This is a genomic window from Marinobacter salexigens, from assembly GCF_002806945.1.
GTDB classification, from domain to species: Bacteria; Pseudomonadota; Gammaproteobacteria; order Pseudomonadales; family Oleiphilaceae; genus Marinobacter; species Marinobacter salexigens.
Genome location: NZ_NIHC01000007.1, coordinates 208503 through 224814, shown reverse-complemented (window position 1 = coordinate 224814; position 16312 = coordinate 208503). Strand labels below are relative to the sequence as shown.

General features: G+C 47.7%; 15 protein-coding genes and 1 pseudogene. 7 read left to right on the top strand and 9 right to left on the bottom strand.

Annotation, left to right across the window (positions count from 1 at the left end; genetic code table 11):
- Both CDH47_RS17815 and CDH47_RS14800 read left to right on the top strand, forming a co-directional pair.
- The coding region (locus CDH47_RS17815) for a transposase domain-containing protein (RefSeq protein ID WP_239985745.1) at window positions 1-104 on the top strand (104 nt) is incomplete at its 5' end.
- Window positions 105-125: 21 nt separating this feature from the next.
- Window positions 126-452: pseudogene (locus CDH47_RS14800) on the top strand (integrase core domain-containing protein); the annotation flags it as partial.
- A 169-nt stretch (window positions 453-621) separates the two neighbouring features.
- On the opposite strand, the gene CDH47_RS14795 reads toward CDH47_RS14800, so the two are convergent.
- The 5 genes from CDH47_RS14795 to CDH47_RS14775 all read right to left on the bottom strand — a co-directional run bounded on the left by CDH47_RS14795 (window position 622) and on the right by CDH47_RS14775 (window position 4556).
- Window positions 622-1719, bottom strand: a complete 1098-nt coding sequence (locus tag CDH47_RS14795; protein ID WP_153045485.1) for a hypothetical protein — start codon at window positions 1717-1719, stop codon at window positions 622-624.
- A gap of 222 nt (window positions 1720-1941) precedes the next feature.
- Window positions 1942-2505 carry a hypothetical protein gene (locus CDH47_RS14790; protein WP_153045484.1) on the bottom strand — a complete coding sequence of 188 codons (564 nt, stop codon included), beginning with the start codon at window positions 2503-2505 and terminating at the stop codon, window positions 1942-1944.
- The gene (locus tag CDH47_RS14785) at window positions 2466-2990 is read right to left on the bottom strand and encodes a hypothetical protein (protein ID WP_100640719.1); all 525 of its coding nucleotides are present in this window, start codon (window positions 2988-2990) and stop codon (window positions 2466-2468) included. The genes CDH47_RS14790 and CDH47_RS14785 overlap by 40 nt, the downstream gene beginning before the upstream one ends.
- Window positions 2991-3252: 262 nt before the next feature.
- Entirely contained in the window at window positions 3253-3660 is a 408-nt protein-coding gene (locus CDH47_RS14780; protein WP_100640718.1) for a hypothetical protein, read from the bottom strand.
- Window positions 3661-3668: 8 nt separating this feature from the next.
- Entirely contained in the window at window positions 3669-4556 is an 888-nt protein-coding gene (locus tag CDH47_RS14775) for a hypothetical protein (protein WP_100640717.1), read from the bottom strand.
- Window positions 4557-4864: 308 nt separating this feature from the next.
- Between CDH47_RS14775 and CDH47_RS17720 the strand changes: the two genes are divergently transcribed.
- The 5 genes from CDH47_RS17720 to CDH47_RS14755 all read left to right on the top strand — a co-directional run bounded on the left by CDH47_RS17720 (window position 4865) and on the right by CDH47_RS14755 (window position 10633).
- Window positions 4865-5212, top strand: a complete 348-nt coding sequence (locus CDH47_RS17720) for a hypothetical protein (protein WP_239985814.1) — start codon at window positions 4865-4867, stop codon at window positions 5210-5212.
- Window positions 5182-5322 (top strand): hypothetical protein, encoded by a 141-nt coding sequence (locus CDH47_RS17855; protein ID WP_420843687.1) that lies wholly within the window; start codon window positions 5182-5184, stop codon window positions 5320-5322. The genes CDH47_RS17720 and CDH47_RS17855 overlap by 31 nt, the downstream gene beginning before the upstream one ends.
- Window positions 5323-5423: 101 nt before the next feature.
- The gene (locus tag CDH47_RS14765) at window positions 5424-8948 is read left to right on the top strand and encodes a tetratricopeptide repeat protein (RefSeq protein ID WP_100640716.1); all 3525 of its coding nucleotides are present in this window, start codon (window positions 5424-5426) and stop codon (window positions 8946-8948) included.
- Window positions 8926-9396: a response regulator gene (locus CDH47_RS14760; RefSeq protein WP_100640715.1), complete on the top strand. Its 471-nt coding sequence runs from the start codon at window positions 8926-8928 to the stop codon at window positions 9394-9396. Before CDH47_RS14765 ends, CDH47_RS14760 begins: the two co-directional genes overlap by 23 nt.
- 16 nt (window positions 9397-9412) lie before the next feature.
- Entirely contained in the window at window positions 9413-10633 is a 1221-nt protein-coding gene (locus CDH47_RS14755) for a phosphorylase family protein (RefSeq protein WP_100640714.1), read from the top strand.
- A gap of 601 nt (window positions 10634-11234) precedes the next feature.
- Here CDH47_RS14755 and CDH47_RS14750 read toward each other — a convergent pair.
- From CDH47_RS14750 to CDH47_RS14735, 4 genes are all read right to left on the bottom strand, one after another.
- Window positions 11235-11771 carry a porin family protein gene (locus tag CDH47_RS14750; RefSeq protein ID WP_100640713.1) on the bottom strand — a complete coding sequence of 179 codons (537 nt, stop codon included), beginning with the start codon at window positions 11769-11771 and terminating at the stop codon, window positions 11235-11237.
- Window positions 11772-11934: 163 nt separating this feature from the next.
- On the bottom strand, window positions 11935-12861 hold the full coding sequence (locus CDH47_RS14745; protein ID WP_100640711.1) for a pirin family protein: 927 nt from the start codon (window positions 12859-12861) through the stop codon (window positions 11935-11937).
- Window positions 12862-12910: 49 nt separating this feature from the next.
- Entirely contained in the window at window positions 12911-14647 is a 1737-nt protein-coding gene (locus CDH47_RS14740) for an isocitrate/isopropylmalate family dehydrogenase (protein ID WP_100640709.1), read from the bottom strand.
- Window positions 14648-14685: 38 nt separating this feature from the next.
- Window positions 14686-16140: a malate:quinone oxidoreductase gene (locus CDH47_RS14735; RefSeq protein WP_100640707.1), complete on the bottom strand. Its 1455-nt coding sequence runs from the start codon at window positions 16138-16140 to the stop codon at window positions 14686-14688.
- Between the last annotated feature and the right edge of the window lie 172 nt (window positions 16141-16312).

Genomic DNA, 16312 nt, shown 5'->3' with positions numbered 1-16312 from the left:
CCTATCTGAAAGATATTCTGACGAAACTGCCAACGCAGAAAAACAACGCCATTGATGAACTGCTACCGCACAACTGGAAGCCTATGAGCATTAGCAAGGTGTGATGGGCGGACGCTTACCTCAGGCAGGCCATGGTTGATCGTTCACCGTCACCGGGGCTTTTGCTGCATACGGATCGCGGCACCGAGTTCAGAGCCCTGAAAATGCGTGACATGCTCACCCGTCATCAGGTTCGACACAGCATGAGTCGTCCGGGATATTGCACGGACAACGCCGGGGTGGAATGGTTCTTCAAAAGCCTGAAGGGAGAATTGCTGCACGCCACGAGCTACATCACGCTTCGCCAACTGAGACGTCATATAAAAGACTATATTGAGCGCTTCTATAATACCCAACGGCTCCACAGTAGCCTTGGTTACCGGACTCCGCTAGAGTTCGAGGGAGCTAACTAATGGGGCGTGTCCATTTTTTTGGGGAACACCATGCCGACTACCGTCAAAATGAATGTTACGGACAGTCCGGACCAATGAAAATGCTCTAGCGGTTGTGCAGTCTGACTCTGGCTAAGCAAAAATCGGTTTGGTTTGGTGGGAGCAGGTCAATCTTCGGATTCATCGTTTATTACTTTGATTCCACCCTTAAGGCTATTCTTAGAAAATAAATTACGGATTCTATTGCTAGCGTTATTCCCAAACCCATCAACAGTCCTGCAAATGACATGTATTGGTTGAGCCGATATCCAGCATTTGTATCGCTCCATTCATGTCCTTGAAAACCATCATCGAATTGCATTTCACGATACTCGTAATAGTCTTTTCCCGCCGTCAAAGCTCGGTGTTCGTAGCTTCCAATATTTAGCGAGCGCAATGGCACCAACCGGTATCCGCTATACTGGAGTTCCCGACCAAAGATGACCATCGTTTCATCAGAGTCCGTATGGGGGCTTTGAGTAAAATGACTTCTGAGGATGATGGCGAGATCGCCATCTGGTCTCGGATCACAGCTTTTGCATTCTATCGTATACCTAATGCCTATGGCTGGGAGAACACCTTTCTCAGGTATGTAATCGATTTGACCATGGGACCAATTGGCAGTAGGGATTCCGTGCTCGTCCTTCTGGCCTTTATAAACGAATTTGTCGAAGAAGTCCTTTGGCACAAAAGACTCTAGTGTTAAGTGCTCGCCCTCGTACATGTCCGCAATATCAGCACTCAATACAGAGCTTAGTTGAATGTTAACGCTGGCAGCATCTTTATCAGGGGCATCTGCATCCACCTTAAAGTAAGCTGAATGCCAAATACAGTTTGAATTTAGATTTTCAGATTTAAAACGGTACATTTTTTTTATAGTTTCCGGAGACATACGTATGTAATTTGCATCGTCTGTGATCCCGGATGCGTACTTTACGAATGAACCTGTGGGGCGACTTGAATCGTCACCAAAAAAACTGAACGTGTCGACAAATAGTGTAAGCCCTTTGTAACCGGATCGAGCAATGAAAATTTGAGGGTTTACTTTTGGACGGGAGGCGCAGGAGGTACTGCTCACGGGATTATAATTAAGCGTAAGTTCTATCACCGGCGGTAATTTCTGATTGCCCGAACCAAATAAACCTGCATGAGTGACGTAGCCAACCAAGAAAAAAAGAATACCGGAAAAACCAATCATTGACTGGAAAACAGTACTGGAACACATTGAATGTCCCTTGTTTTTTCTCATCGGCATTCCCCAAATTGTTGGCTTAAACGCTCGTTCACCAACGGCCTTGGTAGTTAGGTGAGCTAACCGTTCATCTAAAATTATCGGCCAACCAAACGGTCGGTCTGAGAGTTTGTAACCGACCGCCTAGTATGAAGATCATCTCAGAACCACAAACTTTATTGAAATCTGGCTCAAGAGGACTGGTAATCCCCTCATTTTTAGTGGGGTTCAAACTAGACCTCACGACATCGGGGCAATAAAGCTGATTTCGAACACGTTATCGAGGTAGGCCATGAGAAAAAAGAAAGTAATTATGAGGATGACCAGACCGATAAATGGCGTTCGAATCTCGACTCCTTCTTTAGAAATTTTCAGTGCACTTTGAAACAATTCTTTGGTGTCGACTGAGTGATCTTTCGATGAACTGCTTGCTTCAAACTGACGATGGATTATCCAAAGCGCAAAGATAGTTAAACAGATAACGAGAGAAAAAATAGCCCATGACACCCAATACTGAGATTCAAATGTGTCTCTGATGAATTCCAAACGCCATTGCTCATGCTCGAATAAAAGCCTTGCTGCCTCCGGCGATAGCGAGGAGAAGTCCTCAAGTGAGCCCGAAACAGAAGATTCTGAATTCGTTTCCGCCGAATTGATTAGCTTTTCAGTACTGGCCGCATACTGTTCGTCACTCATCACTTGTGCGCTTACTGAGTAAGAAAAAAATGGAAGTGTTAAATAAAAAAATATGATAAACAGTTTAATCACTGGATTTGATCCTTTATGGAGTGAAGTGTCATCCATACAGCAGTTTCTTTAACGCAATCAGGGAAGGCGCTATCTAGCGTTTCGTTGAGCTTAAAATGAGAGCGCAACCATTCCAGTCTTCCTTGTTCTTGTACTCTGGTGGTCTCAGGCAACATTTCAAGAAAGCCTTCTCCCCATTTTTTATACTGATCTCTAATTCGACATCCTTCTAAGATAGTTATCTGGTTTACCAAAAAACCTGAAGCGGCCCCTCCTGGAATTTGAGCTTTTGGAAAAGCACCTTGTGTTGGGCCGGGCAACTGATAACTTACGTTTTCCCCGATTACCATTATGGTTTGGCCGTCAATCTGCGAAGCTTCACTCGGATTAAATGGTTCTAGCTTGTAAAGTCCGGGTTGGATTTGATTGCCCATCGTTTTGGCTACCGTTGCAGTTTCTTGACTCAAAGCGAGACTGCTAATTGGTCCAAGTAGCATGATGATAAGTAACGCCCGATACCTTTTTGTAGTTGCGAGTGCCATAAAGACCTCCTACTGTAACCATCCCCTAAAATCGCTGCATGCGTAATTAGAGTTCTCCGGCCTACAATGAGGCAAACGGAGGACTGGATGAAAGAGTCACGATACAGCGAGTCACAGATCGTCAAGATGCTGAAAGAAGTTGAAGGCGGTCCCCCTCTGTCAGGGTAGTTGGGTCATGCCTTCGGATTATTTGCCATCGCCAGTTGTCGGCCAGCCTGGCATAGGCCGAAGAGTGTCGCCAAAAATGTCAGTCCTTATTGATTTATGACACTTCGTCAGCGGATTCGGCCAGCATCGACACAATGGCCGCTGTAATGGCAGGCCCTCCTCCGGCTGCCGCTGAGGCAATCATGGCGGCGGCCTGTAAAATTCGTCCGGAATAATAGACCAGATCGTCTACCTTCTTAATCTTGGCCAGCCGTTTGCTGGCTTTCGACATCTCAGACACCAGAGCTGCGGCATCCTTTTTCGCCAGCGTCAATGAAAGACTGGCCGATTGTGTGTTGTACTCCAGGGCCTTGTTGAATTGATTGATCGCCTGAATCATCAAGATGTCGTGCTCTGATTCTGTCTCGGCTTTCTTGGCCTTTGCCCTAAGGGAATCACCAGTGTCCTCGAGCGCCTTAGCCAACTTTTTTAGCTGTTCCCGAGTCAATGCGGTATCAGTCATAGTATCTCCTAGAAAGCCTCATGGACTTTTATGCCGGTTTTCAAGACGCCTTGTGCAAAATCAAGCAATCGCTTTTTTCGATTTTCTCGGGTGTCGTTCGACATCACTTCATCCTTGAATGTCCTGTGCGCGACTTTATGCTTCTCCAACTGGTTAATAAGTTCCATTAGAGCTTCCTTCTGTTCTTCGTTTTCATACGCTTTGAGGGTTTCATCAAGGATGTTGCATGCATCAGGTCCGGGAGAAGCCTTGCAGTGAAGCTCCTTATTACTCGTAACTACTTTAACAACGTCTTCATTTGCATCCTGAATGTCGGTGAGGTAATTGATTATGTTGTCCACCATTTGCAGGTAGATATCCGTCGTATTGGTTATGTATTGCGACAGAGCATCGTGGGTTTGGCCCTGCACATACGACGAAAAAATCTGTTCTGACGTTGATTGAAGAACCGTGAGCCTCGTCCCGCTAATCCACTCAAAAGCGCATTTCGAACCTTCTTTCACACACTCCGTTGCCACCGTCTTTCCGGCATTGGATATCCCTTTCTTTCCTCGAAAACCCTCACTTTCCGGCGAGTGCTTTTCAATCAGTTCGTGATACATCAGGCCAGCGTCAATAATCTGGGTGTAGTCGACTGTTTCCGTTGCAAACGTATCCAGGTCGCAACCCGCCGTGTTAGCCGTTGTTCCTAATTTTTTAATTGCTTTAACAGTCGGGCGATACGACTTGCAAAGTTCTGATCGGTAATCCGCAACACTTCTCGCCTGAACCAAAAGAGTCTCAGAGCTGTCAACATAGGTGTTCATGGATTCCTGATAAGGTAGCTTCGTGTTCCAGAAGCACCCGGATAGGCCGGTCAGAGCCAAAAGAAGAGGGAGTAACAACAGTTGTCGCATGCTGTGTCCTTACAGTGTGCCGACAACATTCTGGCGTTAAAAAAAAGAAATCATATTTACGCTAGTAGAGCGTCATTTTTATGTCAAGCTGGGCGCGGCCCGTCGTCTTCAATTAGGGAACCATCCAACGGGTCGAGATCGACTGGGATCGGCTCATCGCCAAACGTCCGATGCTCCTGGAGCGCCTGGACGTCATGCCCAAGTACCTGCTCAAACCCGAGATTCTGGGCCTGCTGGAAAGCGAGTCGCACCCCATGCACCGGCTGATCCTGGATCTGATGTGATGCACCGGGGCCCGGGTCTTCGAGGTGCTGGCGATCACCCCGGTCAGTTTCCACGACGACGGCAACGACATCGAGGTAGTTCTCAAGACGCTCAAGCAAGGGGCAGGGCGGCCGAGCAAACGCAGCCTGCAAGGCTCGCCCAAACGCTTCATCCCGACCCTCGACCGGGACTTTCAGACCCGGAGCCAGAGCTACCTATGGATGGGGAGGTTTCGGAAGGACGAGCGGATCTTTCCGATCACGCGCCAGGCGGTCAGCGCCAATATTGATCGGCTGATCGACCAGGTTGGGGGAGAGCCGCCTTTCAAAATTGGCTGTCACACGTTCGGCACAGCTTTGCGATGCACCTGCTCTTGCACGGGCGGCCGTTGAAGTTTCTGAGTCAGTTCGTCGGTCATCGAAGCGTGGAATCGATAGAGGTGTATACGAATGTGCTCATAGTCGATGAGACACATTTGTTGGAAGGCGTTGATTTTCATTGAAATAAAACTGATAGCCACTAGTATGGCAGTAGTATCAAACTAATCTTGGTGCGCTTTATGAAGGTCTGAACAGACAAACTACAAGGAAGGCGGCGAATACATTGGGAAGTAAAAACGCAAAAAAACAAGCATTCAGACGATGTCAAAACCTATTCCGCGGTCTTGTCTCAGCCTATCGTTCAAAAAAATTTGAGATGGGACGCCGGGTTCCAAAATCGCTCATCTTTCGAAACGGCCTGAAGGAACTCTATTTAGAGGCACAAGCTGTTCTCCACCCATCTCAGTACGATACATTTTTGAGCTGGTTGGAAGAGCAGCTAAAAAGCAATCTCAAGGATTTTCTGCGTTCAGAAATCGGCTATGAGGAGCTAAATGGGGTTGCTGATGTTGTTCCACTCGCGCCCATAGAGAATCAACTACTCTGGCTAGCTGCAAGATTTAATCGGCAACGGCTATCTTTGAATGAATTCTTACATCTTAAAGAGGACGTTGAACAGTCTGCGCTTAGGGGAGATTACAGCGGATCGCTCGAAACGCTTGAGAAAATCGACTCCAAGTTCGGAAACTCCATCTGGTCCGTACAGCTAAAAATTGCCCTTCTACAATTGCATGAAGGTCTTGAGGAGCAAAAGAAGCTTACCGCCGAGGTAAGAAAAGTCTACCGAAATGGTCTATTGGGTTTCGTTGCCTTCTTTACTAGTGTCAGAAACGAAGAGAAAACAACTTTTCAAAAGTTTATCTCTGAGGTCCATTCCCGAATCAGTAATCACAAACACTATTCTGTTCCAGTAAAAGATTTTTTGATTGTCCTTCTCGCAAAAGAATGGCCACATGATATTGAGAGAATGCTTGGGATTCTGCAAGTGTCTGAAAGCCATTCTTTTATTGACGTCTATGAAACGTTTATAGGTTTTTCGCAAGAAATTACAGAGCACCGATTATCTTCAGGTCGACACAAATCCGCCCAGAGAGCCGTTAAAAGGTCACTTAATAACATAAAGGGAATATCGGATCCTAGGATTGCAAAGCTTCAGCTTTCAAACGGAGAATCAATAGATTGGAGTAAACACCGCCCTAGGGACGAATCTCTTCTGAATAACCTTTTGTCCGGTAAAACCTATAGAGCATACTCCGAACTCTCTACTCGATCAGAGGAGCGAGCTCCCATTGATGCTTGGACATTGGTGTATCTAGCCTATCTAGATTGCCCCGAAGATCTCAGTGACCTCTATTCTTCTGAAACTCTCACTGGCCTGACGATTACCTCCATCGCCTCCATTTTGGCCGGGCAGGATAGGGTGGAATGGTCAGGTACAAGTTTAAAGCTAGGCGCAAATTTCTCGTCACTCCCTTCATTAAATGGGGTTCGAAAATATTTGGACGCCCTTCTCGGCAGGGCTCCTGATATACACGCAGCTCTTGCAAGCACCTCACTGAATAGTCATCTTCTGGGTTCAGAGGACCTCTTGATAGGGGCAGGTTCAGCCGGTGGATCCATATCATCTGAGGAGAGTCCATCTCAAAGCTTTTGGTGCGCGTTGCGATATGGCAAGACAGCAACTTTTACTCCAAATACGCCTCACGGTTGCATTGCTTTAGGTCTGTGGAATGTCCGAGAGGGTAACTACTCAGCCGCAATAGCTTTGCTTGAGAAAGCAGCTGAACTGGATGCCAGTGGTACTTTCGACCTTGTAATCTTTGACTCTTTGCTTACTTCTCATATCGAGCTAGGAAATCATCCTCAAGTCATTGAGTTGATAGCGGGCTTTGTGGCGCAATATCCCAATTCTTTCACCGTGCTGCCTAAATGCGAAATAATTGGCGAGTTAACGTGGGACGACTTTGGAAAAATAAGCTGGAGCTCCCTGAAGAAAGCCGTCGGGCTCCATATCTCATGGACAATATTTGAGCGAGAGATTGATGCAACTCGCTTGCGGTTTGTTACCGGGAATCTCGTGCGCACTCTGGGGGTTTCCCGACCATCAGACCTAGTTGAACAAAAAGATCTATTTAACATACATGACCTGGTCTATTTCCTGAAATACGTATGCATCCCCAGCATACTGGACGGCACACGACTATTCCGAAGTTCCCGCGAAGTGATGGAGGAGCGCCAAAGAGTGTGTGCAGTGCTCCGAGAGCTAGACCCAATCAGAGCAGACCAATACGAGGAAGAAATTGCTTCTATTAGCAACCAATTAACTCACCATGATGTCCAGCATATCGTTGATAGCACCCGAATCTATGTAGACACAGACTCTCTCAAACGTTGGGCGATCAGGGAGCTTTCTGAGGATATTGAAAGATACAAAGATCTCGCTAATGTCGATTTTGATGACCAAGTGAATTTCGATGACCTCTTCGCCGACTTATCGCAAACTGCTCAAAAAAAAGATGTAACATTTAAGCCTGAAACAGAGTCCGAGTTGTTACTTCTTAAAATCTTTGATCGTATTCGGGAAGAGTTTTTAAACAATCCAAGCTTCGGACTTGATTTTTATCTAAGCAAGCGTATCAGACATCAGAGCTTTATAGGATTCATTCGCGGCCCTCTCGAATTCTCCAAGTTAATAACTAATAAAGAAACAGAACACGCAAACTACAGTCCTAATGATGAATGGGTGGATAGGTTCCCCCTTTCTAACGCAGAATCTAAAGAATATCTCCTTTCCTCATTTGCCCGATTCTCGGAAAAACTTGACAGAATTCTCGAAAATGCCAAAAACAATAAATTTCAGATTCGCTCCCAGGACAAGCCTGACGGGTTGATCGTCCTTAATTTGAGCGCACATAGCATTAGAATTGTGCAGATAATTGTCAGACTGGACCTCTCTGTTGACGACTTTATTACCACTGCGATCGCAGTTTGCTGGGCGCAGTTAGAGCTTTCACTGTCGGCATCTCGAAGCTATATCACAACAATGCTAAAGTCCGATGTTGTCAAGGCATTCGATGAGTTGCGCGCATCAATCAAGAAGAAGATAGGTAACACGGAACGGGCTTTGGAGGCAGATATTGAGATCGGTCAAATATCGAACGAAGTTCAGAGGAAACTGGACGAGACAAAGAAATGGTTTTCACACAGTGATATTGAGAAGCACAAACGTACCTTCAAATTGGACCATATTGCCAACATCGCTATCGATTCCTCCCTGAAATGCCACAGAGCATTTGAACCGAAAATATCAAGGAACGTTGAAAACGGCGATATGGAATTGACAGCCGGAGCCTTGATATTCATTAACGACGCAATCTCGGCAGGAATTAGTAATTCAGAGAAACACTCTGGTTTAAGGCGCCCAAAAATCGATATAGAGATTATTCCAATGCCAGAAGAGCAGAGGCTTTTGGTACAAGTTGTCACAGACTCCAAGCCGTCGAACCAAGAATTCAATCAAAAAAGAGTTGAAGAAATTAGAAAACTAATTCAAGACGGAGACTTTCACCGACGCTCCAGAAAAGAGGGAGGAAGCGGGTTCATTAAACTAGCTGCTGTTGTCCAACAGTCTAATCGAGGAGGAATTGAATTCGGCTTTAGGGTGGATGGACGTTTTCATTTGACCGTTTATTACTCATTAGTTGTTGAGACAGCAGGACATGCAAATGAACCTAAATCCGCTTTCTAGAATTCTGATCGTTGAAGATGAAGACCCGAAGCTCGAGCACCTATCCGGCTTTATAAGATCGATTTCTGGGCATCTTAAGATCGAATCGGCTCGCTCTGTAGTATCTGCATTGGAAAATATTCAACCTATTCCACCTAGCCTGTTGCTACTAGATATGTCCTTGCCAACGTTTGATATTGGCGAAATGGAGTCGGGTGGAAGGCCACAGGGATACGGAGGGCTCGAGGTCTTAAGGCAAATGACAATGCTCGACATAGAGTGCCCAACGGTTGTGATTACGGGCTACGAGGCTTTCCCAGGAGAGGGAGGGGAGCCAGTAGACTTGAATGAGCTGGGGAGAAGGCTCAAAGAAGAGTTTCCGAATATGTTAAAAGAGGTTCTACATTACAACTCTACTAACGACGAATGGAAGACAAAACTCAAAAAAATATTTTTAGAGATTCTTTGACAACTAAGGCACTAACGTGAAGATACTAATCGTAGATGATGATGTTCGAAGATACCCAAAATTAGCCGAGTCATTAGGTGACCTTGGTATTGATCGCAAAGATATAAAGATTGTTCCTTGTTCCAACGATGCAATGCAGGAATTAATTAGCTCTACATACGATTTACTAATTCTTGACCTTCATGTATCACTATGGGCGGGGGAAGAGCCAGACCTTCAGCACTCTAGAGATTTGCTTTTTGAGATAACAGAAGGGCAAACGCTAAATAAACCCGGGCACATCATAGGAATTACCGGTGATCTTGAGTTTTCCAGGGACGTTATAAAAGATTTCGAAAACTACACGTGGAGGGTTATTGAATATTCGGAGTCTATTGATGACTGGATTTACCAAATTAGACTCTGCGTAGATTATCTGTCGTCAAAGGGCGATGGTGATGTGGAGTGCCCGCCGAAACACCAAATTGACGTTGCAATTGTCTGTGCACTTGAGTCTCCAGAATACGATCAAGTGATCGCGCTCGATTGGAACTGGAGCCCTCCAAGACCTCTGGATGATATTACTTTTGTTCAGGAAGGTTACTTTTTCTCCGGCTCAAAGAGAATCACAGTGTGCGCAACGCATACTAGCCGGATGGGAATGGTCTCAACAGCTTTAAAAACAGCATCATTGATCAACCTACTAAGGCCCAAAGTTGTCGGAATGTGTGGCATTTGCGCGGGTGTACGCAGTAAGACAGAAATGGGTGACATACTGTTTGCAGACCCAGCATGGGACTTTCAAAGCGGAAAAAGGGTCAAAGATTCTGAGAACACATCATTCTCGATTGCTCCCCATCAAATACAGGCAGATGCAAGCATTCGAAGCCATGTAGAACAACTACGAAGCCAGCGTTCGGAATTCACTCAAATGGCATCAGATTTCAAAGATTCTCCACGGATTCCTAAGCTTCATATCGGGCCAGTAGCCTCCGGTTCTGCTGTTCTCGCCGACGGTGAGGTGATCGAAGAAATCAAAAGACAACACCGCGATCTCATTGGCGTGGAGATGGAAATTTATGGCCTATTCGCAGCAGCTGTTAGTGCTTCAACTCCAAAACCCAAAATGTTCGCTTTCAAATCAGTTTGCGATTTTGCGGACCCGGATAAGGCCGACAATAATCAGGATTTCGCAGCGTACACCAGCGCGCAAACTATGCGGCTGTTACTCGAAAAATTTGGGAGCCGACTGGTATAAATCTTAACAAAAAACTTCAGATGGTCTGATTCACATGGCCAAAAATGGAGCGTCGACCACGCGCAAAGTCTGTGTTGTATATGTCGCGGCTGGGAATATCTAATAGTGCCTGTGAGATAAGTTGCGCTATCTGATCACCGGGTTAACCAATATATTGGTACCCAGCGTTCAGCAGCGCTTCGTCGAGCGAATCCTCGGGGGCTCATCGTAAATGAGTGTCGAAGAGGGCGAAATCTAGAATTTCGGAGTTCGGTCAGAGCTGACGCTATTTCATAATCGAAATTAACCGCCAGAATCCTAGGCATTGATCGCCCTAAAGACATCATTCGAGAAAAAACCGAAAAACGTTGACTATCATGTAGATAGAAAGATTGGCGACGAATTTAGTACTTCCTGTGGCTATTCTTTAGCACTTTGTGTGGAGAAATTTACTACTTTGCGTGGACGTCTATCTATCAAGCGGGCGCGGGCGGGGGCCGGAAGCTATGCACAACTGCGCATAATGTATATTATGTTAAATCTCGTGTAGTTCTCATAAAGCATAAGACTCAAAATAATGCCCGCGGCTTTTTGAGCACACGGGCTTTATTCGGCGGCCGGTTCAAAAGTTGAACTGAACACCTAAGCCTATACCGTCTACGGTAACGTCGCTGTCATCGTAGTAGCGCATGTATTCGAGGTTGCCCGACAGATTCTGGGCCATCTTGAAGTTTACGCCGGCACCGTAAGAGAAATCTGACTCATCGTCCGAATAGTTACCAACCTCAAGTTCAACTCGAGTGAAGCCGAGAACTGCATAAGGCGTAAACGGGCTTTCATTAACCATGTTGAAGGTAGCGTAGCCGCCAAAGAAATTGTCGAGCTTTACATCCATTCCGGCAATTTTATCGTCGTCCACACCAAAGCCGGCACGAGCTTCCAAACCAATATACTCATTCGCCATTACGCCGACTTTGCCAGACAGAGTTCCAACGTCTGCGTCAGCGCTTTGCCCGTCAATGTTTACAAAGGTGTAGTTCAACCCTGCGTATAGCGCGCCAACGCCAGACTTGTAAATATCTGCGGCCGATGCTGTGCCTGCCGTAGCGATACCAGCGGTAGCAATAGATGCGATCAGCAAGTTTTTTCTAATAGTCATCAGCACTTCTCCTCAAAGTAAACAGCGTTCGTTCTCCCCTCCTTATAATCTGACCCATCAAATGAACGATAGCCATATATGAAAGCCAAATTTACGGCGTTTTAACTTTCCGTTAACCTTGCCTTGAGCCCTCTCTTTGCTTACGGAAGCTCGGTACCCAACACTATTCCGGCATTGGAATAAACTCATCCTCGTCGCCAACCACCTTAGGGAAGGTTTGGGCTTTCCATTCGGCTTTGGCCTGCTCGATGCGCTCACGGCGGCTGGATACGAAGTTCCACTCCATATACCGTTTGCCCAGGTTCTCACCACCAACGATGGCAATACGGGAGTCCCGTTCCGCTGTCAGTTCAATATCTGGCTTGTCAGATAGCACAGCCAGGGCATATTCGGGGATCTGGGTGTCGCCCGCATTTAATTCGCCTTCCGCCACATAAACTGCACGTTCATTGGCATTCGGCACCCGGATTCGTTGCCCTGCCTGCAGGTGCGCCTCAACGTAAAGTGTGTCCGCATACACTTTAATGGGCGAAGTTACACCATAGGCGCTGCCCATAATCACCCGGATCGGAACACTATCGATTTCTACATGGGGAATGTCGTCACTGGGATAGTGGTAAAATGCCGGGTCGATCTCTTCATCGGCTTCCGGCAGCGCCAGCCACAGTTGCAGGCCGTGGAGGCGGTGCGCGACTTCCGTCACTTCCGGCCGCTCTCGCTCGGAATGGGTAATCCCCTTCCCCGCAACCATAAGATTCACATCACCGGGGCGGATGGGCTGGAGACTGCCTAGTGAATCCCGATGCAGTATCTCACCCTCAAACAAGTAAGTGACCGTGGCCAGGTTAATATGCGGATGTGGTCGCACATTGATGCCTTCACCAGCGGGAAACTCAGCCGGCCCCATATGGTCGAAAAAAATCCACGGCCCAACCATGCGCCGTTGTCTGGTGGGTAGAACGCGCCGAACCGAGAAGCCTCCGATATCTCTGTCACGGGGCTCGATCAATAGCTCGACCGCTTTACACCCGCTCGGTGTTACGCAGTCTTGCTCGAACGCTTCTTCCGGGTTTTGTGTAAGCGTGCTCATTACATGTCTCCTGCCTGCAGTTATTGCGCTCAATGAGTGTTATCCAGAATTACTGAAGCGCCTTCTCTACCGCATCCAGAAAACCTGCCATATCCACTACTTGTTCAGAATCCGGGTTAACGGTTTTGCCCTTGAGGTCTGCGGTGACGATGCCGCTGTCCACTGTGTTGGTCAATGCTGACTTAAGTTTGATGGCATATTCCGTCAGGGGCTTGTTTTCCTCGCGATCTCCCAAGGTCTCCAAGGCGTTAGCGAGGGCAAAAATCAAGGCGGAGGGGTTAAAATGGGCTTCGCGGCCGTCACTCTCCAGGTATTTCAGATAGAGGTCGTGGGCGGTGCCGTGAGGCGCTTCGAAGAGCATGGTGCCGTCTTTACTCTCGATAATAGAGCTTGCAGTAGCCAGGCTCCCGCCGAGAGCCGCAGAGATGTCGGAAAAGATGTCGCCGTCCAGATTCTGGGAGGGATAGAGGGCATTTCTTGGGGGATCGGTGATCATTTTTATAAGCTGGCTCGAGGGCCGCATAATCATGAAGGACGGTGGAGGCGTGTGATCCCGGGCCAGCTCCCGACGGACTTCAGTGATAACATCGCTGAAGACCTCATCGTAGTCCATATATTCACGCTTTAGGCCAAAGTAGACCTCTTTGTCTTTGTGGGAAGCGTCACGGAACACCTGGGCCACCCAGTCTTTGATGGCCTCATGGTCGTTAGACATGAGCAGCATGGGGTCGCCTTTTTTGACGCTGCGAGCGTGTTTTTCTTTGCCGTCAACGATCACTTTGAGGAGACCGTCTTCCTGCGCCGGCATGTTGAAACTGCCGTACTGGTCCCCGCCGCCGGCGCTCATGCGGGAGATAGAAACGTGAGCACTGCGGCTGGGAATACCGAATTTACGGAGTTGGTTTACCAGTTTGAAAAGCTTGCGCCCGGTGGTGTTATCGGGCACACCCCACAGCGCACGTTCTGGTGGATTCGAGACGATGCGCGCAGCCTGGGCATCGATGAGTTCATAATGGTAGCTCAGCCCCATATCCTTGATTTTCTGGCTGTAGTCATTGTGGTAGATGTCTTCAATTGCTGTGCGCATGACACCGTCGTAGCCGGGGATAACGGTATCTTTCAAGCCAAGATAAACATCCCGTTTCTCGTCAATGGCGCGCTGGAAAAAACGATGTGCCCAGGCTTTGACGTCTTCCATGTCGTTGGTGGCCAATAGCCAGGGATCTCCCTTGCGAATGTCTCTCCGGTGCAGTTCCACCGGGTCGCCGCTGCTGCCGACAAACATCAGCTTGACCACACCCGAAGCCTGGGACAGCTGGTTAAAGCTGCTTTTGATACCGCCGAACTCCATGGTGTCTACTTCGATGTCGCGACCAACCCAGTCAGGTCTGCTGATCTTGAGGTTGCGAAACTGGATATCCTCGCGGGTGATGTTGCCGCTGATACCTTTGCGGATGGCGCCGTTAGGGGATTTAATTGCCAGAGAATGGAGGTTGTCGGAGTCCACATCGGGGTGCTTGCGGAGCAGTTCCTCCAATTGTTGGCGGTTGACGGTCATTCCGGCGTTCTTGACCCCTACCCCATGGCGCTGAAGGGCCTCGATAGCATCAACCACCGCTTGGCCATTCGTAAGCAAACGGTGTTCTGCGGACAGGTCTATCTCTTCAAGCTGTATATCAAGGCGCGAGGTTACGAATTTCTCAAGAATCTGTTCGAACGCAACCTGAGCCATTTCGTCACCATGGAGGATGACCAGAGGTGAAGTTACATTAATCCTGCTTTCCATCGATTACACTCCCCAGTATTGACAGCTTAGGTTGGATCTCATTGGCGGGTTATTCCCAACTGTTTGTTGACCGCATCGCGGATCTCGCGATAACGATCCGGATCATTGATTAAGGTATTCAGGTCATCCTCGGGGAAAATCCGTTTCATCTTTATCCTGGCTTCTTCGTTGGTAAAAACGGTCGGTAACATTTGCTCCAGGCAGCGTAACATCACCTCGGGAGAAACTGACGCCCCAGGCGATGCCCCTAATAAGGTGCCATAAGTTTTGTCTTTGGACACAAGGATTTCGGTACCCATCTGCAAATCCCGATCTTTAATGATTTGCACCCGTTGGCCAGCTTCAATCGGTTTCCAATCGAACCGCTTGCTCATACCTGGAGCAAACCTCTCAAGCTCCTCAAACATGCTCTTTTCACCTTTGAAGGTTTCTGAAATCAGATACCTGACAAGGTGGGAATGCCTTAAGGCAACATTCAGCAAGCCTGGGATATCATGCAGGCGCATTGAACCAAGATAATCCAGAAACCCCCTGCCTTTTTCGAGAAGGGGTTTAAATGACGCGAAAGGGCCAAATAACAAGTAATATTTACCGTCCACTGCTCGCAAATCAAGATGTGGAACAGACATGGGAGGTGCGCCTACTTCCGCTTTTCCGTAGGTTTTGGCCTTGTATTGCCGGGCCTGTTCCTCACTGATGGGTGCCTGTAAAAATCGCCCACCCACGGGAAAGCCAGCATATCGGTTCCGAAACGGAAGGTGGCTTTTTTTCAACAAGGGAAATGCACCCCCACCGGCACCTACAAAGAGCACATCCGCCCTGTATTCAACCGCGGTCCCATTCCTATCAGCGCTGATAACCCACCGTCCGGTGGGGCTTCGGTGTGCACGTTTGACATGCGTGCCGTATTCGATATTAACACCCAGGTTTTGCACTGCATGTTCAGCCATTTGCTGTGTTAGAGCGCCAAAATTGACATCTGTGCCTGTTTCAATGGCGGTAGCTGCCATTTTTTCATAGTGAGGGCGCCCTTCCATGGTGAAGGGTATCCAGCTTTTGATTTCATCAAAATCTTCGGAGTAGCGCATGTGCTCAAAAAAATGATGGGCCGACATCTCTTCGAATCGCAGTTTCAGTTCTTCGATCGCCGATTCGGAAACCAGGGTGCAGTGCTTGGTCTGGTTAATAAACGTTGTTGGCTCCTTGATCGCACCCTGTTCCACCAGATAAGCCCAAAACTGCTTGGCAACATTGAACTGGGCATGGATTTTCAGGGCTTTCTCAACCGAGATGACCTCTCCATCCACTGGCGTGTAGTTAAGCTCGCAGTTCGCTTCGTGTCCCGTTCCGGCGTTATTGAATGCCCATGAATTACCCGCTCCGGCGTTATCCAGACGTTCTAATATCATGATGTCCAAATTCGGGGCCAGCTCTTTTGCCAAGGTGGCAAAAGTAGTTCCCATAATTCCTGCGCCAATAATAATTATGCTCATAAGACTTATTCACCAGTGTCAGTATTTCTGATGCTAACCAGCAGAGCCGTCATCACAAATTGCCGCCCAACTGGCGCGGCCCCGTTCCGTTGCGCGTTCAACATCTGTTTCGGGAACCGCAGACAAACCTCCCACTTCTCATGAATCATAATGGAAGACGCACAAACGTGAT